Consider the following 22,761-nt stretch of genomic DNA (forward strand, 5'->3'; position numbering starts at 1 on the left):
CTACTAAATGTTAGAACTACTAAATGTTAGAACTATTAAATGTTAGAACTATTAAATGTTAGAACTACTAAATGTTAGAACTAATTAATGTAAAAACTAATCAATGAATACACTACCAAATATTCTAATTCGGAATATTATTGTCTTGAATATTACATATGGGATATTTCTTAAAATACATCAATATTTTTAAAAATTATATTTTTTATTTAAATAATTTCAGCTTTTTTTTGTTTTAAACTTAAATAATTAACAGTATGATATTAGATGAATTTGAGGTTCTTTCACCACTAAAATCAGAATATATAATATATGATGATCTAAAGGAAAAGCTTGTAAATACCGAGTTTGTGTACTTTTCGGAGCAAGATTTTAAGTCTCTGCTTGCACTTTCATTCGCAATTGAATTACATGGTCATTACTTAGAACAACTGCCAGGAACAGATCTAAAAAACTTCAATTTAGATTCAAATCGTTATTTTAAAATCACCATTAACTTCGGATTAATACTCTTAGATAATTTATCAGAATTTAAAAAAGAATGGTTCAATACATTACTTTCTAAACCCTATCGATTGGGAGATTTTTTTAAATATCCAGAGATTAAAGAGTTTACTCAAGAAGCACTAATTGATCAATTAAATGTACGACAATGGGAATATGGTAGGTATTTTTTAGAATCATTTTCTAAAATTATGGGTAGCTCTATTGTTAAACAACCTATTAAATCAACACAAAGTAGCGGTGAATCTTGGGATTTAATGTATAAAAAAATGGACGCTATTAAGGAGCCAATAGAAAATTACGAAGCGGTTTTACTTGCGTTTTTTATTAAAAAACATATTGAAAAACAGGATTTAAACATGCGGGATTATTTTTTATTAGGAAGTATCGCTTGTCAAAAAATGCATTTAATTTTTAAACGGGAGCTAAATTTAAAACAAGCTATCAAAGAGATTGTTTCGTTGGATCAAAATTTAAACAAAGGTAAAAGAAGAGGCGGGCCTAAAAGATGATAAAAGCTAATTTAAGAGAAGTATTCGATTACTTGAATAGTGATCAAATTTTGGTTATCTCAATTAAAATTCAAGGAGTAGTTTTTACGTCTGAACAATTAAAACTATTACACGACCATATAGTTAACGATAAATCTATTTTTAATTACATTGAGTTAGATTTAAAATATTATCTATCAAGAAGAAAAGCTTTAATTGTAGTTTTAGAAGAAGATTTTTATGATAAACTTTCATATGATTTTACTGATTTAAAGAAATATGAAAATAAAGCAGCTTTACGGTTTGAAATAAGAAACAAAGAAAAAAACGTTCTCGATACTCCTCAAAAAGTACATCCAAAAAATCCTTGTAAATATTTTAATGGCAAAGATATGGCGTATAAAAAACGACATTATAAAGATGCTATTTCTGAAATTTTGAAAACACCTTTTCATTTTTTTGAAGTTAAAGAAGCTGAGGAAACTTTAAAGGAAACCTATACCAAAATGATCAGTGATGATTGCTAATCTAAAAAGTAAATATGTCTAACCTTCATCAAAAGTGAAGGTTTTTTTTATGCTTATTTTTTTCCCCTTAAGGCCAAACTAAAATTATAGGTTGTCACGAAGCAAGCCATGTTTTTGATAGCAAAAACCTCCCTTTGGTCGAATGGCTTGGCAGGGTTGCACCCCACACCCCGTTTAATTTGTAATCTGGCAGAGCCCTATTTTTAAATGATGCTTTTTCTTTAAAATTTAATCTTTTTTTTAATTTTTGAAAAGTTTAAATCTTAGTTTATTAATCTTCAATTTAATTGGAATCAGGTTTACCGTGTCGTTTTTTGATTACGGTAAATCTTTTTTGCTAGCAATTACCCTCATAGATTTGTCATCAGTTAATCGAATAAATGAGTTTTCATTTATTGTAAAATTGAATGGATATGACAAGACCAAAGAAACAGATTCAAGATTTAAAAATGTTCCAAATCAATATCAGAGTTACTCTTGATGAGCAACTTCAAATTGAAGAATTTTCTAAATCTTATGGTTTGTCAGTTACTCAATTTATAAGAATTAGGTCTTTGAAAAAACAGTTGCCTAAATTTTCTATGCCTGGTTTAAACAGAGATTACCTAATTGAACTTTCTCGGATAGGTAATAATATTAACCAAATGGCCAAACTAGCAAATCAAGGCAATCCAAATTTGAAAGGCTTAGAGGAGGATTTATTGAATTTAAAAGAAAAGTTAAATACCATTAAAAATCAATTGTTGGATTAATATGATAGCCAAGCAAATCATTGGAAAAGATTTTTATGGTGTTTTAAAGTATAATCGAAATAAGGTAGATAAAGGAGAGGCTATTGTTTTAGATTCCAATTTATCGACAAATTCAGTGGTAAAACAAACCAAAGAGTTTAATGTCATTAGGCAGCTAAAACCCAACCTTTCTAGAGCTGTATATCATGTAAGTTTGAATTTGCCTTATTCTGACTCAGAAAAACTTTCTAATGAAGATTTTGCAAGCTTAAACCGTGATTTTTTAGAGGGTATGGGTTTCGATGATAACCAATATATAATTTTCTTACATTTTGATACGGATATATGCCACACACATTTTGTAGCTAATAGGGTGAAATATGATGGTAATGTGGTTAGCGATTCAAAAAACTATCAACGGAGTGAGGAATTGGTTCGCCAATTAGAACTAAAATATAATTTAACTAAACTTATACTTAAGGAAGAAAGCAATGTCCTCAGTAAAGGTGAAATAGAAAAATGCCTAAGAACTGGAGACATTCCTGCAAGATTAGAGTTGCAAAATATCATTTTTGAAACTCTGAATGGGAATATCAATCTTGAACTATTTATCAAAAAATTAAAAGAAAGAGGAGTAGATACCAAATTAAATCAAAGTTCCACGGGGTACATTTCAGGTATATCTTTTCTCTATAAAGAGATTCCTTATAAAGGAAGTGATGTACACAAAAAAATATCATGGCAAAATATAAAAACTAAACTTAATAATTATGAACAAATCAGAGACCATTCTACTGTTCCAGAAATTGATGCTGGAATTAGAGCAAGTAAAGAAAATGCAATTGGAGATGAAAATACAAATACAAGAGTCGAATACATTAAGCAGCAAGAATCAAGTAATCATCGACAAGAAACTATTCCAACTATTACAAAAAGGATAGAAAGCAAACCTAAGAAAGGTCTTAAACCATAAACTTCATGTTAGCAGAAACCGCATATCAAGTTATAGAAGCATTAAACGAGAGAGAGAAATCTCGCTTATATGCTATGCTTGGTGTGCAATCTGAATTAATGAATAAGACCAAAACATCAAATAAAAAGAAAAAAATACTGTCAGATGCTCAAGCTGTCGAGTATTTACTAAGAAAATTTAAAAAGTGCTCCTATAAGTAGCATATAATTTTAATAATACAATAAAAATGTTTTGAAATAAAAATCTAATTTTACACTTAGAAAAATATTATTAATCGCGTAAGCTATTGATTTGGTCAAAGAAAACTCGGAATCTTCTTTAACAGCCAAAATTGATAGACTTACGCCTATGCAAAATACTTGCGTGGGCGTAGTCTTCTGGTTGTTGGGTTTCCGAGTACCTCTTTGACAGTTGACTATTGCTTCACGCATTTTTTGTACACTATGAAAAAGAATAAAAACTTCATTCCCAAAGATGAAAAATTACATGTTTTCGTCCCTTTCGTAAATTTATTATTATTTGAAAAATTTGAGTCTCCGAATTTTTATTTAGAGAATGCGAAATTATCTGAAAATTTTATTGAAGCTGTTAAAATAATTAATGATACTTCCATAGACAGTAGTGACTACTTTAAAATGAAAGTTCAATACTTTATTACAGAATTGTCTGAAGGTAAAAGGCGACTCATTTTTGATTCTATCATCCAAAATGAGTTGTTCATGAGCGCAATGTCATTCACCTATACTATTGAAAACAATTTATCGATGAACAATGAGAGCTCATTAATTAGTCACACCGAAATCTTGAAAAACTTGCTTAATTTTACTATTAAAGGGGAAATGAGTAAAGTATTATTTTACTTTTTTGGTTTATATTTCGAACACATATTTTACGTAGAATCTTCAGATGAAAATTATATCTCGCAAACAGCATATGACAATTTATTTGAGAATCTATTGAAAAACCCGTAGGGAAAAAATGAGTACAAGAGAAATTTTAGTTAAGTGAGGACACTTTATTTTTAGTTTGTATCAATTTGTTTTCAAATATTTTAGGGATGCTTATGTAATAAATCTGGTCATTAAATGGGAGTTTTGTGATCCTGAAAAAAATGGGGTTGAGAAAAATTTGACGTTTTTTGATCAGTGATAATATTGAGTTGATGTAATCTAATCTAATCATATAAAATATATGCTGAATATTAAATAAAGCTATATTTTTGGTATTTCATTTAATTTTTTGATATTTAGCATAATCTTATATGGTGTAACTCTCGTGGCTAGAGCTTTTATTTTTTCTACATACAGTAGAGTGTCGTATGCATCTCTTCATATGCGCGCAGGTATGATAATGGTCGTAGGTGTTTCTGTTATCTCCAAAGTACCATTACTATTATTATCTAGTTTTTAGTACTCACTCGAGTAGGAGTTGGGTCAGAATTAAAGGAAAAAAATTAAAAGTTAAAATTCCAAATCCGAATAAATAGGATTTCATGTCGGGTAATTTTTAAGAGATTAGAGAATATCAAGAAATTAAAAAAATTGCGCAAAGTCAAAGACGTTTGCGCAGCTTTTCTTGAGTAGACTTAGAGGAGAAGAGTGTCAGAGACATTCGCGCAGCACCCCGTCGTCTTTAAGTACATTTTTTTTGAATACTTCGTGCAGCGGGGTCAATATCATAATTGTCTTCAGAAAGATTTACAAGTATAGATTAAATCTTGTTTTAGTTTACAGCGTTACAAACGCTACGAATTATTTTTTGAAAGTAAGAAGGCACTCGTTGCAAACGAGCACCAGATGGGAATCCACGCAATTATTGAACCATTGAAACCATTATTTCCTGATAGAAACCTCAACCCACGAACCATCCGCATGAGTGTTATTTGCAATTGGCTCAACGAAAAGAAAATAAGATTGGAACGGGTTCAGGAACTTGCAGGACACAAATGGCCTGGAACTACTGAAAAATATTTCAAAGTGGATAGTTTGCAACAAAGAGAAATGATAAACAGATTTTTTCCGTTGTAAAGTTTTCAAAAAGGACAAAAAAAGTTTTGACGGATTTGTCCCCCGTGTTCCCCTTGTCAATGCTACAATCTTAATTTTAAAGAGTAAAACACTAAATCATAAGTATTTGATTTGGTGTTTTTTTAGTTTTATATATGTTGAAATTTAGTGTCCTATTTTATTTCGAACTACAAATTTACCTTCGCAAAGAAGAAAGTTAACAATGTTAACCTTTAATCCAGTTAAAGATTCTTCAATTTGCTAACGAAATAATACAAATTTAACGCTATGAATAATTTCACAATGTTTTTAGTTTTTATTCTGATAATGACCTCAATGTTTATGGCATTTCCAGAAAGAGCAAGGAAAGCTACTAAATGCTTAATCCAATTAGTTGGTGCTTTGTTTATCAGTAAAGCTTTTCAGGCAATGACTGCCTATTTCAACCGAAAATAAACAAGAACGAAAGTTTTTTTAAATGAAAAATATTACATTTGAACCGCTAGGATATAGAGAAATGGACGTTCTTATTACACTGGAGTAACTTTGTAAAAGCCTATAAGTATAAGTTCAATGGTAAAGAATGGCAGGATGATAATATTGGAGGAAATCAGCTTAACATGTATGATTATGGAGCGAGGAATTATGATCCAGCTATTGGTAGGTGGATGAATATTGACCCGAAGGCAGAACAAGGTCGTAGATGGTCTCCATATAATTATGCTATGGATAATCCTATTTACTTTATAGATCCTGATGGGATGTGGCCTTATCCAGTCTATATACGTTCTTTTATATCCACAACAACTGTAGGAGGAGGTATGTTTCGGGGAGATGGAAGAAGTCCTTCAACTGATGTAAGCAGGAATACAACTTCCAGAGTTACTCAGAGTTATACTGTAGACTCTCAAAAAAGAACTGTTTCAGATGCAAGAACTCGAAGTGACAAAACAGTTCTTTTTGGAACTGAAGCAGCTGGTTCTAGAGGAGTTGGAGTAGCTTATCAAGAAAAAGCCGCAGTACCTACCCAAAGTTTTAGTGCTAGTAATAGTAAAAACTCTAGTGGCGATAATATTACAACCGTATCATCAAACTATACCGCTAAAGATCCTATTACTCCAGCATCGGTTACTCCTGAAATAGACATGCATTCAACAATTTCTATATCTGAGAACAGCAAAACAGGAACTGTAAGTGTTTCTGCATCTATAGTCGGTGATAGTTTTCCAAGTACAGAAGCATTTATGCAGGATGCATCGGGTAAGAATGGAGTATTTATTGGGGCTAGTATGGAACAAGGAGGACTTCCTGATTTATACGGGGATAATAAAAAGCAATTAATTAACACCAACTTCCAAATTACAACTGGTGGAAAGGGTAACTTTACAGGGGTACAGCAAGGAGATAAAAAGTATTCAATACAAGATTGGAATAAACAATTTGAAAAAAAATAATTAAATGAAGAAAGCATTAATTATTATTGGAATTTTGCTCATAGCAATTATAAGTTATCTATGCTGGTATTATACAAGTAGTGCAGACAAGGAAATTCATCTTTTATCCAAAGGTTTTACGGGCATAGTAATTATACGTTTTAACGCTGAAAATGGGAAAGAAGAAAAATATGAAAATGGTAGTCGTGTATATGAAATACCTGCGAGTGGTATTTTAAATACAAAATTTAAACCTAATGAAGGATGGAGTGATTCACCACAATATTTTTACATTGTTGGTGATAAAAAAGAACCTCTTACTAAAAAAGTATATTCTCCAGATATTGGAGTTGCTACAAGTGATATAACTAACAAAAATGTAACTTTTGTTAGCTATATAGTAAGTGATGAGCAACATGTTGACAGTTTATATACTGTTCGTGAAAAAATGAATATTGCAGATTTAAAATAAAACCCAGCTGCCCGAAGTCTTCCCAGCTGTCCGAAGTCTTGTCTAAAACGAAAAGGTTATTAAAAGTTGGGCGTGCTGTACGAATGTCCCAGCGCTCCGAAGTCTTCCTCATGAAAAGCTGCGCAAATGTCTCTGACTTTGCGCAATTTTTTTAATACCACACTACGCGCAGTGTTGTTATTTATAAATAAATTTCTTGTGTGTGCTACTCGAACGTTTCTGACTTCGAGCTATTTTAGATCGTGTTGTAAGCTGTAAACGTTATAAAGTCTCCTCACTTTTTCTAAAGATGTGTTTAATAGGCTTACTTAGCCTAATGCTTGAATCGAATTTCTACATAAATTAGGACAAACAATTAACAGCGTTTTTAGCAATTTTAAAGCAAACAAAACCACTATCCTATGAAGTAGCTTTTCTTCTCTTTATAAACCAATTATAATTAGTTGTAATGTATTAAAAAGCAAAATTACGCTAAGTTATTCTACAAAGAGAATAAACTACCTAATATACTTAGAATAATCATCAGGTATATAGGCATTGATCTCCCTTAAGTATTTTCTAAGAGCCGTTTTACTGGTATGGCCAGTGATAGACATTATATTTGATTCGGCTTCATCTGGTGTCATTTCTTTTATGAAAGTATTGTAGAGTTTAGTTATAAAAGTATGTCTAAAACTATACAATCCGTAATTTTTATCAAACCCAAATTTCTTTTTGACTTCTAAAAAATAATCTGAAAAATCATTTCTTCTACTATTTTCTGTAGCTTCCCAGTATTGGCCAAAATCTTTTCTTCCAAATAAATAGGCATCACTTTTATAAATGGAGAGATCAGGAATTTCTTCAATAAGCAGTTGAGGGATTCTCTTTACTTTGAATCCTGTTTTGGTTTTAATTTTTAAAATTTTATCATTTAAATCAATGTCGCCAATTTTAATACGATTCACTTCCACTGGTCTTAAAAAGTTAAAGGAAATGAATTTTACATACAAGGATAGTAACTTATTGTTTTCGTTTAAATATTTGAAAATTTCAGTTTCTTGATCACTAGTAAAAGATTTATTTTTCTCAGGAGTACTTTTTAAAACTGGAATTTTATGAATAAAGTTGTCAGGAATAATTTCATTATCTGCTAAAACAGTAAACATAGAACTGATGTCAGTGCGAGTGTTATTTCTGTTTTTAGCCGATGTAGCAATTAAAATTTCGTTTAAGTAGGAGGTGACCACTTTCTTGCTTACAGATGTAATTAGGCTGTTTTTAAGCCCATTTTCATTTAGCCATTTTTCGAATCGCAGCATTCTGCCCTCTAATCCCTGATAGGACGTACCTGCTAAGGTGCTTTTTTTAATGTTCAGCGCAAATTCAAAAGCTTCTCTTATAGAATGGCTTAAACTTTCTTCACTTTCAAATTCAAAGTTGTTATTTGGGTCATAGGGATTGAAGCCGTCCTTTAAAAGTATCGATAAGTTACGTTGGATACTTTTTAACCATTGAAGTCTCCCTTTTTTATCAAGATGTTGCGGAGCATAAATGTTACTAGGAAATCTAATTAGGGTTAGATCAGCAGTTTTTCTAAAAGAAAAATAAACATACCAACGTTTTGACAAATCACCGTCTGCATCGTAGATCTTAGGTTCGGAGTATTTCTTCTTTTCTTTCAAATCGTGTTCAAAATCGTGTTCAGATTGTAAATATCGTAATAAATTCGACATAAAAAAGCGGTATTAAATTGCTTTAATACCGCTTAAAATCTAGACTTTGTGATTTTTAAAACTTGTAGCGAGACCGAGATTTGAACTCGGGACCTCAGGGTTATGAATCCTGCGCTCTAACCAACTGAGCTATCTCGCCGTTGTAGGGTGGTTAACTGTCCCTCATTGCGGGTGCAAATATAGAAATAAATTTAGAGCTTGCAAGCATAAATTAATAAAAAAAAATATTTTTAAAAAACCTTTTTTTATGTGGTAATTATCTATATATTTCGAAAAAAATACAAAAGTATCTCATGGATCAAAAAGTACGTTACGAAATCGAGTTTCCCATAAATTCATCTCCTCAATTACTATATCAATATATATCAACTCCATCAGGGCTGTCAGAATGGTTTGCAGATAACGTAAACTCTAGAGGTGAATATTTTACCTTTATTTGGAATGATTCAGAGGAAAAAGCCAGACTTGCGTCTAAAAAAACGGGCGAGAAAGTAAAATTTAAATGGGTTGATGAGAATAGTAAGGATACAGAGTACTTTTTTGAACTACACATTCTGGTTGATGAGCTTACCAAAGATGTATCTCTAATGGTAGTAGACTTTGCCGAAAAGGGAGAGGTTAGCGAAGCTACTTTATTATGGGAAAATCAAATTTCTGATTTAAAACATCTCATCGGTTCCGTTTAAAAATAGTATTTATAACTATATTTGCCTTAAATAATTTTAGGGCTTTTTTTATGGTTAATTTTAACGGAACAATTATTTCTCAAGACGATTGCAAATGGGGGCAAAACCGTGCTTTTTTGTATGGTGATGGTGTTTTTGAAACAGTCAAAATTGTCAATAGTAAAATTCTTTTTCTAGAAGATCACTATTTCAGATTAATGGCGTCCATGCGCGTTCTCCGAATGGAAATTCCCATGAATTTCACCATGGAATTTCTTGAAGAAGAAATTATTTCTTTGGCACTTAAAAATGAAATATCTAGTTCGGCAAGAGCCCGAATTACAGTTTTTAGAAACGAAGGTGGGTATTATTTGCCACAAAATCAAACCGTTTCATATTTGATTCAAGTAGTTTCAATTGAAAATTCTCATTATTATATTGAAGATAAAAAGTATGAAGTAGATTTATACAAGGATTTTTATATTTCTAAACAATTACTTTCGAGTATTAAAACAACAAATAAAATTATCAATATAACGGGTAGTATTTTTGCTAGCGAAAACGGTTTAGACAATTGTATCTTGCTCAATGATAGTAAAAATGTAGCCGAAGCACTGCAAGGAAATATATTTATGGTGCAAGGAAATAAGTTAATAACGCCGCCTATTTCAGAAGGTTGTTTGAATGGTATTATGCGAAAACAAATTTTGCAAATAGCAAAAAAAATAGATAATCTTGAAGTATTTGAAGAGGTAATTTCTCCATTTGATCTTCAAAAAGCAGATGAATTATTTGTTACCAATGTAATAAAGGGAATTCAACCCATAACACATTATCGTAAAAAAACATATATTTCAAAAATAGCTTTACAGTTGCTTGATGAAATAAATAAGCTTGTGCAAAATTAATTTAGATAAGGATTTTCAGGTGCATTTGACCATATTAGGTAATCACCCCCAAGTTCCATTATTTGTTCTTTCCAAAAATGAGTTGCAGATTTTCCAATGATCTTGTTTTCATAACTATTTGCTGTTATGATCCATGAATTACTTTTCATTTCGGTTTCCAATTGGTTTTCATGCCAGCCCGTATAGCCCAAAAAGAAACGAATGTTGTCATTATTAATGGAGCCTTTATTAATAAGTTCTTTAGTGAACTCAAAATCACCTCCCCAATAAATACCATTTGATATTTCAATGCTATTTGGAATCAAATCAGGAATGTTGTGAATAAAATATAAGTTATCTTGTTCTACAGGTCCGCCATTGTAAATCTTGAAAGAAGCATCAATTTCAGGAATTAAATCGTGAATAGTGTATTTTAAGGGTTTATTAATGATAAAACCTATTGAGCCTTCTTGGTTGTAATCAGCTAGTAAAATCACTGATCTGTTGAATGATAAGTCGCCAATTATGGAAGGTTCTGCAATGAGCAAATGTCCTTTTTTTAATTTATCTGTAATCATTGGAATAATTTTTTTATTAAAATTAAGGTTTTTATTATTTAATTCATAAACATTTTCGTTGAAATGCAAAAAAAAACCTTCCAAATGGAAGGTTTTGTCTATATATGGTGTTCTAAAATTAGTTCACTGCACTCTCAAGTTCAGCTCCAGCTTTAAATTTCACTACATTTTTTGCTGCGATTTGAATCGTTTTACCTGTTTGAGGGTTTCTACCATCTCTTGCAGCTCTAGCAGATACTGACCAAGATCCAAAACCTACTAATGAAATTCTACCACCTTTTTTCAAGGTTTCTCCCACGTTACCTAAAAAAGACTCTAAAGCTAATTTTGCAGCTGCTTTTGTTATTCCTGCATCTGCAGCGATAGCATCGATTAATTCTGATTTGTTCATAATAATAGTTATTAATTGTTGGTTATCAAATATTGTTAATATACAAATTTAAGTGGATTTCCTTTCCTCGCAAGTGTTTTGTGTTAATTTAGCTTAATTTGTTAATAACTTATTTTTTTTGTTGATAAATCTAGGCGTCGCGCTGTGATTCCCTTGTTTTGTTGGGTCTAATACGCTTTTGCAAAAGCAGAAAAAACAATTCCGTTCAATAAATCGCTAGTATTCATTCTTTTCTTTCCTGGAAATTGTAAGCTCAGTATTTTGACAAATCCATCAGAAACAGCAATTTTTAATTCTTTCTTGGTACAATGTACGCTTCCTATTTCAAAGGCATGTTTTTCTAATACAATTGATGATTCATATATTTTGACATTCCATTCCTCTTCATTGTCTTTGAAATAGCACCATGAGGCTGGATAAGGACATAATCCTCTAATTAAATTGTGAACTACACTTGCGGATTTTGTCCAATCTATTTTACAGTTTTCCTTATTAAGTTTGTACGCAGTTTTAATTGATGCATTGTCCTCTTGAATCTGAGTAGAAACATCACCTTCTGCAATCATTTCTAATGTTCTGATTACAGTTTTACTGCCTAATTCCATCAATCTGTCGTGTAGTTGGCCCGCATTTTCGTTTTCATTAATAGCGATTTCATCGCTTAAAATCATGGCTCCGGTATCAATTTTGTCATCAATGAAAAAGGTAGTGACTCCGGTTTTGCTTTCGCCATTGATAATTGCCCAGTTTATAGGAGCTGCACCTCTATATTCCGGAAGCAGTGAAGCGTGTAGGTTGAATGTTCCTAATGCTGGCATATCCCAAACGACCTTTGGTAACATTCTAAACGCTACTACAATGTGTAAGTTTGCATTTAAGTTTTTTAATTCGGATAAAAAATCTTCATCTTTCAAGCTTGCTGGTTGCAATAAAGGAAGCTGATTTTGTAACGCAAATTCTTTTACAGCCGAAAATTTTATTTTTTGACCACGTCCTGCAGGTTTATCTGCTGCAGTGATTATGCCTACAACATTATAGTTGTTTTTTACAATAGTATCTAGTATTCCTACTGCAAAATCTGGAGTTCCCATAAAAACAATTCGTAATTTCTCTGTCATAATCGTAATGTGTAAGTATTGTTTGGTTGAACCAATATGATATTATTTTCTAATAAATCTTGTAAAACGATAAAAACGTCTTCGGTTGAATTATTCGTTTTATTTTGAATATCTCTGGAGCTTAAATCTTGTTGCTTGAGCAAAGTTACTATTTCTTGAGCAAGATTCTTGCTGTCTTTTTTCTTTATTTTATGAGTAATGCAGTAGGAGCAATGACCACAATTTTCGGTAGTTTTCTCCCCAAAATAGTTTAGAATTAACTGACTTTTACAAGTGCTTTTGTTTTTTATATATGCAATTACAGACTCTAGCTGTGTTTTTTTTAATTGGTTTTGATGTTCTAAATGTTTGGACACTCTATTTATTGTTCTTTCGTCTTCTCGAATTTCGTTAAAAACCAATGTGGTATCATTATTTTTAGAGTGGTATTCTACTATATTCTTTTCTTTTAATTTGTGTAAAACAGCTTGTACTTGAGTTGTTTTATGATTTGATTTTTTAGCAACAAGTTGCAGGTTAAAAGGAGTTTGCATCTCGTATATACCTGGATATGTGCGCAAAATAGCTAAGATAATTTCTTCATCAATTGGATTTAAACTCATGTATCGAATTACTTCTTTAGACGGTATGGTGAATTGCAAAGTAATTTTCTCTGAGAATTCTTGTGATAAAGTAATGACTCCTTGGCGGTCTAAAAACTGCATTGCAGCATACGTTTTTAAGGTAGGAAATTTATACTTGATGCAAAATTGATTTAAATTGAAGGTAAATTGCTCATCAATACCTTCGCCGTAGGCAATTTGGAAATAATTGCAAAGCTTAACGTACATTAGGTTTAAAAATTTCTTGTCAGGCAAGTTGTTTAAAAACTGATTTTCAGCATGAATTATATCTGATGGACTCGTCAGTAGAATTGCAAAAGCTTTTTCTTCATTACGTCCGGCACGACCAGCTTCTTGGTAATAATTCTCCATGTTTTCTGGTAATTGTATGTGAATTACCGTTTTTACATTGGGTTTGTCTATTCCCATTCCAAAAGCATTTGTTGCTACAATGACTTGGACGTCTTCCTGCATCCAGGCCTGCATGTTTTTATCTTTTTCTTTTGATGAAAGTCCTCCGTGATAGTGAGTAGCTTTAAATCCTAAACTGTTTAATTGGGAAGCAATTTCAAGAGTTGATTTTCTGTTTCGAACATAAATAATAGAAGGTTCTGGATTTTTTTTTAAAACTTGTTCTACTCTAAAAAGTTTGTCTTCTACCTCAAAAACCATGTAAGCAATGTTTGGTCTTGAAAAAGATTTTTCAAATAATATTGGCTTCTCAAGACTAAGCTCTTGTATGATATCCGTTTTTACTCGGGGAGTTGCACTTGCGGTTAAGGCCAGAAAAGGAGTGTTTGGGAAGTACTCTTTAAGTGTAGAAATTTTTAGGTATGCAGGTCTAAAATCATGTCCCCATTGGGATACACAATGCGCTTCATCAATTGTGATTAAATTTATAGGAAGTTTTTTTATGCGGTCAATAATCCAGTCCGATTGTAACCGCTCGGGTGATAAATAAAGAAATTTATAATCACCATATTGACAGTTGTCTAGCAAATCTATCATTTCTTCGCTTCTAATGCCTCCTGTCAAGGCTATTGCTTTGATTCCTTTTGATTGTAAATTTGCTACTTGATCTTTCATTAATGCTACCAGTGGCGAAATGACAAGGCATATTCCCTTGTTCAAAAGCGCTGGAACTTGAAAACACACTGATTTACCGCCTCCAGTAGGCATTACTGCAAAGGTATCTTGACCTTGCAGTACAGATTCAATAATCTCATTTTGAAGCGATCGAAAGGAGTTGTGTTTCCAATATTTTTGAAGAACAGCAAGAGCATCATTCATAAAGTATCTGTTTTATTACCATGAAAAATTAAAACTCCTTGTTGATGCAACTAATTCGAGATAGTGTTTAAGATAAAATGAATTCTATTTTCCATTGTGTCTTTCGGAACTTCAATCAAATCGTAGCCATAGTTTTTATATGTTTCAATAAGATGACTGTGAATGAGTTTTGCTTGTTCAAAATTTTCGTAACGAGCATCATCGCTGATATAGATTTCTTCCCAAGGTGGTAAGATGAATATTTTTGAATACGTGTGTTCTTTACAGGCAACATCAAAACTTGCAGGGTAACTATCGCCTATGTAGTGCATGTAAGCCAAAACATCAGGGATTCCTCTGTCTATAAAAACTACATTATGAGCTTCGTTTTGAGCGTTATAAAATTGTTTTATCCTGCCTTCAAGCAATAATTCACTAAAAAGCAATGGTTTTTCAAGGAATAATTGTTCTATTCCTTGTTTTTTTGCCTCCATGGTAACTTCACGTGAAATTTCGGGATAACAGCAATGGCCTTTTGCGACCAATCCGTCTATAATAGTAGTTTTTCCTGTACCAGGACCACCTATGATAACAATGATTTCTTTTTGCACTTTTAAAAAATAAGGGGCAAATTTACTTAAACTTATTGGGATTATAAAAATTCAACACATATAAAATGCAAATAGATAAAAATTCACAAATCAAAAATTCATAATTAACGGTTGAAACCGTATATTTGCCTTTATTTTAAATCAAAATGGATAAAAAGACTGAAGAATTTTATGATCGATTAAAAGTAGAGTTAGACCTAAATAATACTTGGCCTGCAGAATACTTATTTAAATTTATAGTGCCAAGCGATGCTAAAAATATTGAAAAAGTACAGACTGCTTTTGATTGTATGGGTGCTGTTATAAAAACAACAAAATCCAAAACGGGTAAGTTTACAAGCATATCTATTGATGTGACCATGAAAAATTCACAAGAAATTGTAGATAAATACTTAGAAGTTTCTACAATTGAAGGCATTATTTCTTTATAAAAACATAATTTTTTTGATGTGCTTCTCGATTGGGTGAACTTCTCGATAATGCAACCGAATTAAAATAGATACATTCAAAACATGAATTCAAAATATATTAAAGAAAATTCGAATGATGTAGTGCATCATCTTGAGTACAATGCTGAAAGGTCACACCTTATAATCCCAGAATACGGTAGACATTTGCAAAAACTTATTGACTTGGCTACAAACATTCAAGATGAAGTAGAGCGTAATAAGGCTGCAAAATACATCATCCAAGTTATGGGTAGTTTAAATCCGCATTTAAGGGATGTCCCAGATTTTCAACATAAATTATGGGATCAGTTATTTATTATGTCTGATTTTAAACTTGTTGCTGATTCTCCTTATCCTATACCCTCGCGTGAAGTATTGCAGTTAAAGCCGGATGTTTTAAAATATCCTCAAAATTTTCCAAAATATAGGTTTTACGGGAATAACATTAAATATATGATTGATGTTGCCAATAAATGGGAAGATGGCGATATGAAAAAAGCATTGGTAAAAGTAATTGCCAATCACATGAAAAAATCCTATTTGAGTTGGAATAAAGATACAGTAAAAGATGATGTAATCTTTGAACACTTATATGAACTCTCTGACGGAAAATTAAATTTAATACAAAGTTCAGAAGAATTGCTCAATACTACTGATTTGTTAAGAACTAATAAACGAGTTTCTAATAAAATAGCTCCTACAGGTCAGCCTAAAATTTTAAGCAACAAAAATTTGAAAACAGGTAAGCCAAACCTACCTCACAAAAACCAAAATAGAAAACCCTTGTAATTTATTTTAGAATTAGTGGCTTATTACCTTATCAGCACTTTTTTAAAAAATCATTACGTACAATTAAATAATTTATAACTCATAACCATAAAAGATGGGAATTTTCAAAATAGAGGGAGGCATTAGTCTTCAAGGAGAAATCACTCCACAGGGCGCAAAAAATGAAGCATTACAAATATTGTGTGCTGTTTTATTAACACCTGAAAAAGTTATTATTAATAATATTCCAGATATTATTGACATTAATAAATTGATCACTTTATTAGGTAATTTGGGTGTTAAAATTCAAAAAACAGGTTCAGGTTCTTACACTTTTCAGGCAGATGAGGTAAATATTCAATACCTGGAGACTGAAGCTTTTAAGAAAGAAGGTGGATCACTTAGAGGATCTATCATGATTGTTGGACCTTTGTTAGCAAGATTTGGAAAAGGATATATTCCAAAACCGGGTGGCGACAAAATTGGAAGACGAAGATTAGATACGCACTTTGAAGGTTTCATAAACCTTGGTGCTAAGTTTAGATACAATAGAGAAGATCACTTTTATGGTGTAGAAGCTGCTGAGGGATTAGTTGGAGCTGATATGTTATTAGATGAAGCATCAGTTACGGGAACTGCAAATATTGTAATGGCAGCCGTTTTAGCAAAAGGAAGAACAACTGTATACAATGCTGCATGTGAACCGTATTTACAGCAATTGTGTAAAATGCTGAACTCAATGGGTGCAAATATCACCGGAGTAGGATCAAATTTATTGACTATTGAAGGGGTAGATAGCTTAGGTGGCTGTGAGCACAGAATTTTGCCTGACATGATTGAAATAGGAAGTTGGATTGGTCTTGCTGCCATGACAAAGTCTGAAATTACTATAAAAAATGTTAGTTGGGATAACCTTGGAGTAATTCCAAATACATTTAGAAAATTAGGAATTACCCTAGAGCGTCGTGGAGATGATATTTACATTCCTGCTCATGTAAATGGGTATGAAGTAAAAACAGATATTGATGGTTCTATTCTTACCATTGCTGATGCACCATGGCCTGGATTTACTCCAGATTTATTGAGTATTGTACTTGTAGTGGCTACACAAGCAAGAGGTGATGTTTTGATTCACCAAAAAATGTTTGAAAGTCGTTTGTTTTTTGTAGATAAACTTATTGACATGGGTGCTAAAATCATGTTGTGTGATCCACACCGTGCTGTAGTTATGGGACATGATTTTAAATCACAACTGAAGGCTACAACTATGTCATCACCAGATATTCGCGCTGGTATATCATTGTTAATTGCTGCACTTTCTGCAAAAGGAACAAGTACCATACAAAACATTGAACAAATAGATAGAGGGTATGAGCGTATTGACGAACGTTTGAGAGCTATTGGTGCTCAAATCGTTAGAGCGTAAACCTACTCAATTCTTAATACATCGTTTAAATAAACCATCTAGCAATACAAAAAAGCAAGTGGTTTATTTAAACGATTCTTTTTTAAACGAAACAAATGTCAAAAGAACAAACAGCAATTAGGGCTACTTATTTTAGTATTGTGGGCAACACAACTTTGGCCATTATAAAAGGATTTGCAGGTTTTTTTGGCAATTCATACGCTTTGATTGCTGATGCTATCGAGTCTACAACAGACATTTTTGCGTCATTTTTAGTCTTGTTCGGAATTAAATATTCCAATAAACCTGCTGATGAGAATCATCCGTACGGACACGGTAGGGCTGAGCCATTGATTACGTTCTTGGTAGTGGGGTTTTTGATAACCTCGGCAACAATTATAGCTTATGAAAGTATCATTAATATTGGTACACCGCATCAATTGCCAAAGCCTTGGACACTAATTGTTCTTGGCGCCATAATTATCTGGAAAGAGTATTCCTTTCGAGTAGTTATGAAACGCAGTATAGAGACTAATAGTTCTTCATTAAAAGCCGATGCTTGGCACCATAGGAGTGATGCCATCACTTCGGTAGCTGCTTTTTTAGGGATTTCTATTGCTTTAATTTTAGGTAATGGTTACGAAGCAGCTGATGATTGGGCAGCACTTTTTGCATCTGGATTTATATTGTATAACAGTTATTTGATTTTTCGACCTGCTCTAGGCGAAATCATGGATGAACATTTATACGATGACTTGATAGAACACATTAGAGAAGTATCTGTTCAAGTTGATGGAATTTTAGATACTGAAAAATGTTTTATCCGAAAGGCAGGCATGCAATATCATGTTGATTTACATGCAACAGTAAACTCAAATATAACCGTAAAGGAAGGTCATGACCTTGCTCATAAACTCAAAGATACCTTACGAGAACAAATCCCAGAATTAGGGCACGTATTAATTCATGTAGAACCTCATGAGTAAATTTACACCAATAAAAAAGGCACCGAGATTATTTTCAGGTGCCTTTTTTATGTATTGTGAGTTGTTGTTTATCGAGATAAAACTAAGTACTTTTTTAATCAATTATGTTTAAAAATTTAAGTCCAAAAACCACTCCGTCACCTTTAAAACCACTTTGATAGGAGCGGACATAATCTATTCTAAACATTTTAAATTTCCCAATTCCTATATTATCTAGACCAATACTCATTTCAGAATACGGTTTTTTATCTGGTATGGATAGCGCATGAGCTCCTATATTTAAAGTGGATTTTAATTTATTCAATAATGGAATTTTATTCATGATATATCCTTTATCATTATATTCTGCATGAGCTTCTGCAAAACGATTGTTAGTACTGCTAGAGTAGTAGGGTAGCAAGTTAAAAACATTCAAATAACGTTCATCTTGACCTACGCTTGTTTGGTTTCCATTAAAATGTTTGTAATCCATAAAAGCAATATTTTGAGCATTTATAAACGCACCAGCTTTCATGTTTATACCTAAAGCTCCTTTGTTTCCTAATTTTAAATCATAGGTAGCGCGAAGGTTGAAATAGTCATATTCATATTTTTTATCGCTTGCGCCAATGGCTTTCTCATAGGCTACATATAGTGTAGGATATTTTTCGTTTCTAATGTTGAATTTACCATCTGGTCTGGAGGAATATTTATTGCCAAAATTGATTTTGAAAGAAAGATTTAATTTAGTTAAATGATGTTGTTCAAAAGCAGATGAACTATAATTAGTAGGGTCCAAGGGGTTGTTTGAAGTATAAAAATCAGATTTATTAAACAATGAATAATCAGTGGTGTTAAATAAAGGTTTACGCTGTTGATACTCAATCTTACTATTAAGGTTGATGCCATTTGCAATATTTTGTGTAAACCCAATAGCCATAGATTCTAGGTTGTACAATTTCATGAAATTGTTTCTAAAGAAAAGAGTGCTTACACTGTTTATAGCTTTACTAATAGGTTCATTTGGGTTGAATTGTTTTACTGAGCTTCCACCTGTTGCATAAACTGTAGCATAATTTTGATTGTTGAATCTATGAAGGAATTGCCCCGTTACACGCAAACGATCTTCTGAGAAACCATAATTAAACGTTGTGCTAAGTGTAGTATAAATTCCTTTTTTTTCTTGATTTTTCCAATTTGTAAATCGAAAACCCGAATCAAGATTGTACCCCTGAACAGTATTAAAACTGAGAGAACCTATATTAACCAACCCGGCATAACTAAAACTATATTTTTGTGAACTATTTTTAAATGTATACCCAGTAAGCAGTTTGAGAGGATTAAATTTGTTGTTTTTTAGGTCAATGGAGTCTAAGTATTTTTTTGAATTTCGAACCGTATAAATACTATCTTTTCTAAAATAATCTAAATTTTCTTCGATAGTTAAGGGAATCGGCCTGTTGCTATTCCAGAACGTACTGTCTTTTTGATTTGCGGTCAACTCAATTTTTGTAATTTCATTGGTAAACGTTTTGGGAGCAAAAGAAGTTACAAATTCATAATTACTATACACATAGTTGTATTTTCCGTTGAATTTTATTCCAAAGGCTCCTGCCGTAATCTCGAGACTCTGCGTGTTTTTCGTCCAAATTTTCGAATTATTATTGTAACTAAAATTTTGTTTTAAAGTCATTACATCAAGAAAATCTTCTTTTATTCTATATCCTTTAATGTCAAGTTCTACGGCATAAATAGCCCAAGAATCCTCAACAATGTAGATATATCCTTCAAAAACAGGTTCGCTATCTCGTTTTGCACTAACCTTAATTTTATTGATCATCTTATTCTTGTCATCAAAAAAAGTGCTTTCTAGTTTGTAATTGTAGTAATTCAATGCGTTGCTGGCAATTGGCGAAATCATTGCTATTCCAAAGTCAATTGTATTATCATAAAAATCATAAAATGAGGATCGAGCGGTGTTGTAACTGTAGCCGTTATTGTTACCACTTACTTTTGATGCCACTACTACTTCACTGAGTTTATTGGGTTTTTCATAAACAATTTTAGAAAATGTTTCAGATAAAGAAATAATCCCTGTTCCTGTAGAGTCTAATGCGCCATTTAAGTCGCCTATTTTTTGTCCAAAGATCTTTTTAGGAGCATTTTTCAGCTTAAATATACCACGGGAATAGAAATCTGCACGGTATTTATTGGTATTTTTAGTATTTGAATCCCTATTTGCAATAGCATTTTTTATAATGGCAATGGCGGGATTACTTTTGGTGTTTATGATTACTTCATTTAGTGAAAAACTTTCCTCAACGAGTTTTACATTTAAAGTATAAGGTAACTTTGCTGTTTCAATAGCAATTTTTTGAGTTTTGAATCCTAAAAATTGAAAAACTAATGTTTGTTTTCCCTTTGGGCGCACATTAAATTCGTAATTCCCTAATTCGTTTGAAGTAGTTCCATTATAAGTATCTTCTTGAAAGATGTTTACAAATGCTAATGGATTGCCTTTTTCGTCAGTGACGTTTCCTTTTATTTGTGCATTGCAAAAAAATGTAGAAACTAATAAGAGTAACAGGTAGTGTTTTTTCATGAAAGTTTTTTCTTCCACAAAAATAGCAGTACTTTTTACATAGGTTATTAATTATTTGTTAAACAATAACTTAAGGTATTGTTAATTATTTTTGTTTAAAAGAAAGTACAGCTAAATCATAACTTTGCAAACCAAAACCTAGTATGACACCTTTGGCATTTCCAGAAATATAGGATTGATGTCTAAAGCTTTCTCTAGAAAATGTATTTGATATATGAACTTCTACTACAGGAGTTGTTATTGCTTTGACGGCATCTCCTATACCTACAGAGGTATGGGTGTAAGCGCCAGCATTGAGAATTAAACCATCAAATGAAAAACCAAATTCCTGAATTTTATCAATAAGTTCACCCTCAATATTACTTTGATAATAAGAAAAGTTAATTTCTGGGAAACGCTCTTTTAATGTGTTAAAATAGTCTTCAAATGTTTGGTTTCCGTAAACTTCAGGTTCGCGTTTTCCTAATAAATTTAAATTTGGACCATTGATAATGCCTATTTTCATAATTCTGATTTTGGTAAAAATAAAAAAACCGTTCTAATTTATAGAACGGTTTTGCAATTTAATTTTAGGTTTGGTTAAAATTTAAAACCTGCTGATAGCTGGACTACTGAATTTTTAACTTCAGCATCTTTAGTTGCTTCGGTTAATCCTAGTACATAGCGACCTTGAATGTATAAATTTTTAGTAACATTTAGGGTCAAACCAGCCGCTGCGCCAAATTCAAATGTTTCAGCTTCTTTAAAATCAACATTTTTTCTTTCACTCAACAAAAAAGAAGCCTGAGGGCCAAGGTCTAAACTAATACTGTTGTTAAGGCTGAATTTTGCCATTACAGGAATAGAAATATATCCTAATTCATTTTTAAATTCTTCTCCTGCATTTTCATAGGAAGCACCCTGAGTTGAGTATAATAGTTCGGGTTGAATAGCAAATCCATCGGTCAGTTTTATTTCAGCAATTAAACCAGCATGATAACTAGTAATAGCCTCTTTTTTATAATCAACAAGGCTAGTGCCAATATCACTACCTGATTGATTTGCGTAATTTAAACCTGCTTTCAATCCAAACTTGATGGCTTGTGCTTGCATGTTAGCAGTAGCTGCAAACAATACGATTGTTGCTAAAAGTATTCTTTTCATAATTTACATTTTTATAATTATTGTTGTTAGTGATAAAGCACATTACTTAAAAACTATTTTGTTTTAAAATTATTGCTGCTAATCTCAATTTTTAACGTTTCAATAACTGTTCCAAGTAGTGTTTAATTATCTTTTTTTTTTCGTGAGAATTTTGTTTTTTTAACTTTCAAGTAAGCGTTTCATTTTAGAATTGTAATAATACGCTATATTTTTGATTTAAAACAGGTTCTTTTTGCGGTTTAAAACGATGTTAATACTATAGTATTGTTAAAATTTTTCTTACTTAATATTTTGTTTTTTTTAATTTTTTTTACCTCACTAATTTCCGTGATACGGATGTTTATTAAGTTGCTAATTGATAGATATTTATGATTAATGTGTATCTGAATTAGTACAGCAGTTTATCTTCATGTAATATAAAAATCTTATTAAAAATTTTTTTTAAAATAACGGTTT

25 protein-coding genes and 1 tRNA gene are annotated in these 22,761 nt (G+C 31.8%); 16 read left to right on the plus strand and 10 right to left on the minus strand.

From position 1 onward, the window contains the following. Positions 1-257: 257 nt before the first annotated feature. From DNC80_RS00005 to DNC80_RS00050, 10 genes are all read left to right on the plus strand, one after another. Positions 258-1,016 carry a hypothetical protein gene (locus DNC80_RS00005; protein WP_182648155.1) on the plus strand — a complete coding sequence of 253 codons (759 nt, stop codon included), beginning with the start codon at positions 258-260 and terminating at the stop codon, positions 1,014-1,016. After that, positions 1,013-1,522, plus strand: a complete 510-nt coding sequence (locus tag DNC80_RS00010) for a hypothetical protein (RefSeq protein WP_182648157.1) — start codon at positions 1,013-1,015, stop codon at positions 1,520-1,522. The genes DNC80_RS00005 and DNC80_RS00010 overlap by 4 nt, the downstream gene beginning before the upstream one ends. 413 nt (positions 1,523-1,935) lie before the next feature. Beyond that, positions 1,936-2,274, plus strand: coding sequence for a plasmid mobilization relaxosome protein MobC (gene mobC, locus DNC80_RS00015; protein ID WP_182648159.1), 339 nt, complete (start codon positions 1,936-1,938; stop codon positions 2,272-2,274). Between the two features lies 1 nt (position 2,275). Then, complete coding sequence (locus DNC80_RS00020) at positions 2,276-3,226, plus strand: relaxase/mobilization nuclease domain-containing protein (protein WP_182648160.1); 951 nt, start codon at positions 2,276-2,278, stop codon at positions 3,224-3,226. A 5-nt stretch (positions 3,227-3,231) separates the two neighbouring features. Beyond that, a complete protein-coding gene (locus tag DNC80_RS00025) occupies positions 3,232-3,426 on the plus strand; it encodes a hypothetical protein (protein ID WP_182648162.1) in 195 nt (64 codons plus the stop codon). A 243-nt stretch (positions 3,427-3,669) separates the two neighbouring features. Beyond that, positions 3,670-4,197 (plus strand): hypothetical protein, encoded by a 528-nt coding sequence (locus tag DNC80_RS00030; protein WP_182648164.1) that lies wholly within the window; start codon positions 3,670-3,672, stop codon positions 4,195-4,197. 825 nt (positions 4,198-5,022) lie between these two features. Further along, positions 5,023-5,253, plus strand: coding sequence for a hypothetical protein (locus DNC80_RS00035; RefSeq protein ID WP_255493135.1), 231 nt, complete (start codon positions 5,023-5,025; stop codon positions 5,251-5,253). 267 nt (positions 5,254-5,520) lie between these two features. Continuing rightward, positions 5,521-5,688 carry a hypothetical protein gene (locus DNC80_RS00040; protein WP_182648166.1) on the plus strand — a complete coding sequence of 56 codons (168 nt, stop codon included), beginning with the start codon at positions 5,521-5,523 and terminating at the stop codon, positions 5,686-5,688. Positions 5,689-5,741: 53 nt separating this feature from the next. Continuing rightward, positions 5,742-6,686 (plus strand): RHS repeat-associated core domain-containing protein, encoded by a 945-nt coding sequence (locus tag DNC80_RS16100; RefSeq protein WP_182648271.1) that lies wholly within the window; start codon positions 5,742-5,744, stop codon positions 6,684-6,686. 4 nt (positions 6,687-6,690) lie between these two features. Beyond that, on the plus strand, positions 6,691-7,137 hold the full coding sequence (locus DNC80_RS00050; RefSeq protein WP_182648168.1) for a hypothetical protein: 447 nt from the start codon (positions 6,691-6,693) through the stop codon (positions 7,135-7,137). Positions 7,138-7,634: 497 nt separating this feature from the next. Here the strand turns inward: DNC80_RS00050 and DNC80_RS00055 are convergent, their stop codons facing one another. Beyond that, on the minus strand, positions 7,635-8,852 hold the full coding sequence (locus DNC80_RS00055; RefSeq protein WP_182648169.1) for a tyrosine-type recombinase/integrase: 1,218 nt from the start codon (positions 8,850-8,852) through the stop codon (positions 7,635-7,637). Positions 8,853-8,917: 65 nt separating this feature from the next. Next, positions 8,918-8,991: transfer RNA gene (locus DNC80_RS00060), tRNA-Met, on the minus strand. 154 nt (positions 8,992-9,145) lie between these two features. On the opposite strand from DNC80_RS00060, the gene DNC80_RS00065 reads away from it, so the two are divergent. Together DNC80_RS00065 and DNC80_RS00070 are read left to right on the plus strand one after the other, a co-directional pair. After that, entirely contained in the window at positions 9,146-9,538 is a 393-nt protein-coding gene (locus DNC80_RS00065) for an START-like domain-containing protein (protein WP_144888942.1), read from the plus strand. Between the two features lie 50 nt (positions 9,539-9,588). Further along, on the plus strand, positions 9,589-10,425 hold the full coding sequence (locus DNC80_RS00070) for an aminotransferase class IV (protein ID WP_182648172.1): 837 nt from the start codon (positions 9,589-9,591) through the stop codon (positions 10,423-10,425). On the opposite strand, the gene DNC80_RS00075 is transcribed toward DNC80_RS00070, so the two are convergent. From DNC80_RS00075 to DNC80_RS00095, 5 genes are all read right to left on the minus strand, one after another. Continuing rightward, positions 10,422-10,982 (minus strand): YqgE/AlgH family protein, encoded by a 561-nt coding sequence (locus DNC80_RS00075; protein WP_086454751.1) that lies wholly within the window; start codon positions 10,980-10,982, stop codon positions 10,422-10,424. The two genes, DNC80_RS00070 and DNC80_RS00075, sit on opposite strands and share 4 nt — an antisense overlap. A 118-nt stretch (positions 10,983-11,100) precedes the next feature. Next, positions 11,101-11,373 (minus strand): HU family DNA-binding protein, encoded by a 273-nt coding sequence (locus DNC80_RS00080; RefSeq protein ID WP_086454747.1) that lies wholly within the window; start codon positions 11,371-11,373, stop codon positions 11,101-11,103. A 167-nt stretch (positions 11,374-11,540) separates the two neighbouring features. Next, positions 11,541-12,491, minus strand: coding sequence for a methionyl-tRNA formyltransferase (gene fmt, locus DNC80_RS00085; RefSeq protein WP_255493136.1), 951 nt, complete (start codon positions 12,489-12,491; stop codon positions 11,541-11,543). Continuing rightward, positions 12,488-14,383: an ATP-dependent DNA helicase RecQ gene (locus DNC80_RS00090; protein WP_182648175.1), complete on the minus strand. Its 1,896-nt coding sequence runs from the start codon at positions 14,381-14,383 to the stop codon at positions 12,488-12,490. Before DNC80_RS00090 ends, fmt begins: the two co-directional genes overlap by 4 nt. 50 nt (positions 14,384-14,433) lie before the next feature. Then, positions 14,434-14,973, minus strand: a complete 540-nt coding sequence (locus tag DNC80_RS00095; RefSeq protein WP_086454750.1) for an AAA family ATPase — start codon at positions 14,971-14,973, stop codon at positions 14,434-14,436. Between the two features lie 146 nt (positions 14,974-15,119). On the opposite strand from DNC80_RS00095, the gene DNC80_RS00100 reads away from it, so the two are divergent. From DNC80_RS00100 to DNC80_RS00115, 4 genes are all read left to right on the plus strand, one after another. Next, positions 15,120-15,404, plus strand: coding sequence for a DUF493 family protein (locus DNC80_RS00100; RefSeq protein ID WP_086454935.1), 285 nt, complete (start codon positions 15,120-15,122; stop codon positions 15,402-15,404). An 81-nt stretch (positions 15,405-15,485) separates the two neighbouring features. Beyond that, positions 15,486-16,211 carry a DUF4290 domain-containing protein gene (locus DNC80_RS00105; protein WP_182648176.1) on the plus strand — a complete coding sequence of 242 codons (726 nt, stop codon included), beginning with the start codon at positions 15,486-15,488 and terminating at the stop codon, positions 16,209-16,211. Between the two features lie 94 nt (positions 16,212-16,305). Continuing rightward, on the plus strand, positions 16,306-17,616 hold the full coding sequence (murA, locus tag DNC80_RS00110) for a UDP-N-acetylglucosamine 1-carboxyvinyltransferase (protein WP_182648178.1): 1,311 nt from the start codon (positions 16,306-16,308) through the stop codon (positions 17,614-17,616). 95 nt (positions 17,617-17,711) lie between these two features. Further along, complete coding sequence (locus tag DNC80_RS00115; protein ID WP_182648180.1) at positions 17,712-18,581, plus strand: cation diffusion facilitator family transporter; 870 nt, start codon at positions 17,712-17,714, stop codon at positions 18,579-18,581. Positions 18,582-18,675: 94 nt separating this feature from the next. Here the strand turns inward: DNC80_RS00115 and DNC80_RS00120 are convergent, their stop codons facing one another. The 3 genes from DNC80_RS00120 to DNC80_RS00130 form a co-directional block, all read right to left on the minus strand. Further along, entirely contained in the window at positions 18,676-21,162 is a 2,487-nt protein-coding gene (locus DNC80_RS00120; protein ID WP_182648181.1) for a DUF5686 and carboxypeptidase regulatory-like domain-containing protein, read from the minus strand. Positions 21,163-21,247: 85 nt separating this feature from the next. Continuing rightward, positions 21,248-21,667 (minus strand): type II 3-dehydroquinate dehydratase, encoded by a 420-nt coding sequence (locus tag DNC80_RS00125; protein WP_182648183.1) that lies wholly within the window; start codon positions 21,665-21,667, stop codon positions 21,248-21,250. 74 nt (positions 21,668-21,741) lie between these two features. Continuing rightward, positions 21,742-22,305 carry a porin family protein gene (locus tag DNC80_RS00130; RefSeq protein WP_182648185.1) on the minus strand — a complete coding sequence of 188 codons (564 nt, stop codon included), beginning with the start codon at positions 22,303-22,305 and terminating at the stop codon, positions 21,742-21,744. Positions 22,306-22,761: the final 456 nt, after the last annotated feature.

Origin of the sequence: Flavobacterium sp. SOK18b (genome assembly GCF_014156605.1) — a bacterium.
Taxonomy (GTDB): Bacteria; Bacteroidota; Bacteroidia; order Flavobacteriales; family Flavobacteriaceae; genus Flavobacterium; species Flavobacterium tiangeerense.

Bases quoted from the DNA above. Each gene is read 5' to 3' on its own strand.
- DNC80_RS00005 (WP_182648155.1), top strand. From the start codon at position 258: ATGATATTAGATGAATTTGAGGTTCTTTCACCACTAAAATCAGAATAT.
- DNC80_RS00010 (WP_182648157.1), top strand. From the start codon at position 1,013: ATGATAAAAGCTAATTTAAGAGAAGTATTCGATTACTTGAATAGTGAT.
- mobC (WP_182648159.1), top strand. From the start codon at position 1,936: ATGACAAGACCAAAGAAACAGATTCAAGATTTAAAAATGTTCCAAATC.
- DNC80_RS00020 (WP_182648160.1), top strand. From the start codon at position 2,276: ATGATAGCCAAGCAAATCATTGGAAAAGATTTTTATGGTGTTTTAAAG.
- DNC80_RS00025 (WP_182648162.1), top strand. From the start codon at position 3,232: ATGTTAGCAGAAACCGCATATCAAGTTATAGAAGCATTAAACGAGAGA.
- DNC80_RS00030 (WP_182648164.1), top strand. From the start codon at position 3,670: ATGAAAAAGAATAAAAACTTCATTCCCAAAGATGAAAAATTACATGTT.
- DNC80_RS00035 (WP_255493135.1), top strand. From the start codon at position 5,023: ATGGGAATCCACGCAATTATTGAACCATTGAAACCATTATTTCCTGAT.
- DNC80_RS00040 (WP_182648166.1), top strand. From the start codon at position 5,521: ATGAATAATTTCACAATGTTTTTAGTTTTTATTCTGATAATGACCTCA.
- DNC80_RS00050 (WP_182648168.1), top strand. From the start codon at position 6,691: ATGAAGAAAGCATTAATTATTATTGGAATTTTGCTCATAGCAATTATA.
- DNC80_RS00055 (WP_182648169.1), bottom strand. From the start codon at position 8,852: ATGTCGAATTTATTACGATATTTACAATCTGAACACGATTTTGAACAC.
- DNC80_RS00065 (WP_144888942.1), top strand. From the start codon at position 9,146: ATGGATCAAAAAGTACGTTACGAAATCGAGTTTCCCATAAATTCATCT.
- DNC80_RS00070 (WP_182648172.1), top strand. From the start codon at position 9,589: ATGGTTAATTTTAACGGAACAATTATTTCTCAAGACGATTGCAAATGG.
- DNC80_RS00075 (WP_086454751.1), bottom strand. From the start codon at position 10,982: ATGATTACAGATAAATTAAAAAAAGGACATTTGCTCATTGCAGAACCT.
- DNC80_RS00080 (WP_086454747.1), bottom strand. From the start codon at position 11,373: ATGAACAAATCAGAATTAATCGATGCTATCGCTGCAGATGCAGGAATA.
- fmt (WP_255493136.1), bottom strand. From the start codon at position 12,491: ATGACAGAGAAATTACGAATTGTTTTTATGGGAACTCCAGATTTTGCA.
- DNC80_RS00090 (WP_182648175.1), bottom strand. From the start codon at position 14,383: ATGAATGATGCTCTTGCTGTTCTTCAAAAATATTGGAAACACAACTCC.
- DNC80_RS00100 (WP_086454935.1), top strand. From the start codon at position 15,120: ATGGATAAAAAGACTGAAGAATTTTATGATCGATTAAAAGTAGAGTTA.
- DNC80_RS00105 (WP_182648176.1), top strand. From the start codon at position 15,486: ATGAATTCAAAATATATTAAAGAAAATTCGAATGATGTAGTGCATCAT.
- murA (WP_182648178.1), top strand. From the start codon at position 16,306: ATGGGAATTTTCAAAATAGAGGGAGGCATTAGTCTTCAAGGAGAAATC.
- DNC80_RS00115 (WP_182648180.1), top strand. From the start codon at position 17,712: ATGTCAAAAGAACAAACAGCAATTAGGGCTACTTATTTTAGTATTGTG.
- DNC80_RS00120 (WP_182648181.1), bottom strand. From the start codon at position 21,162: ATGAAAAAACACTACCTGTTACTCTTATTAGTTTCTACATTTTTTTGC.
- DNC80_RS00125 (WP_182648183.1), bottom strand. From the start codon at position 21,667: ATGAAAATAGGCATTATCAATGGTCCAAATTTAAATTTATTAGGAAAA.
- DNC80_RS00130 (WP_182648185.1), bottom strand. From the start codon at position 22,305: ATGAAAAGAATACTTTTAGCAACAATCGTATTGTTTGCAGCTACTGCT.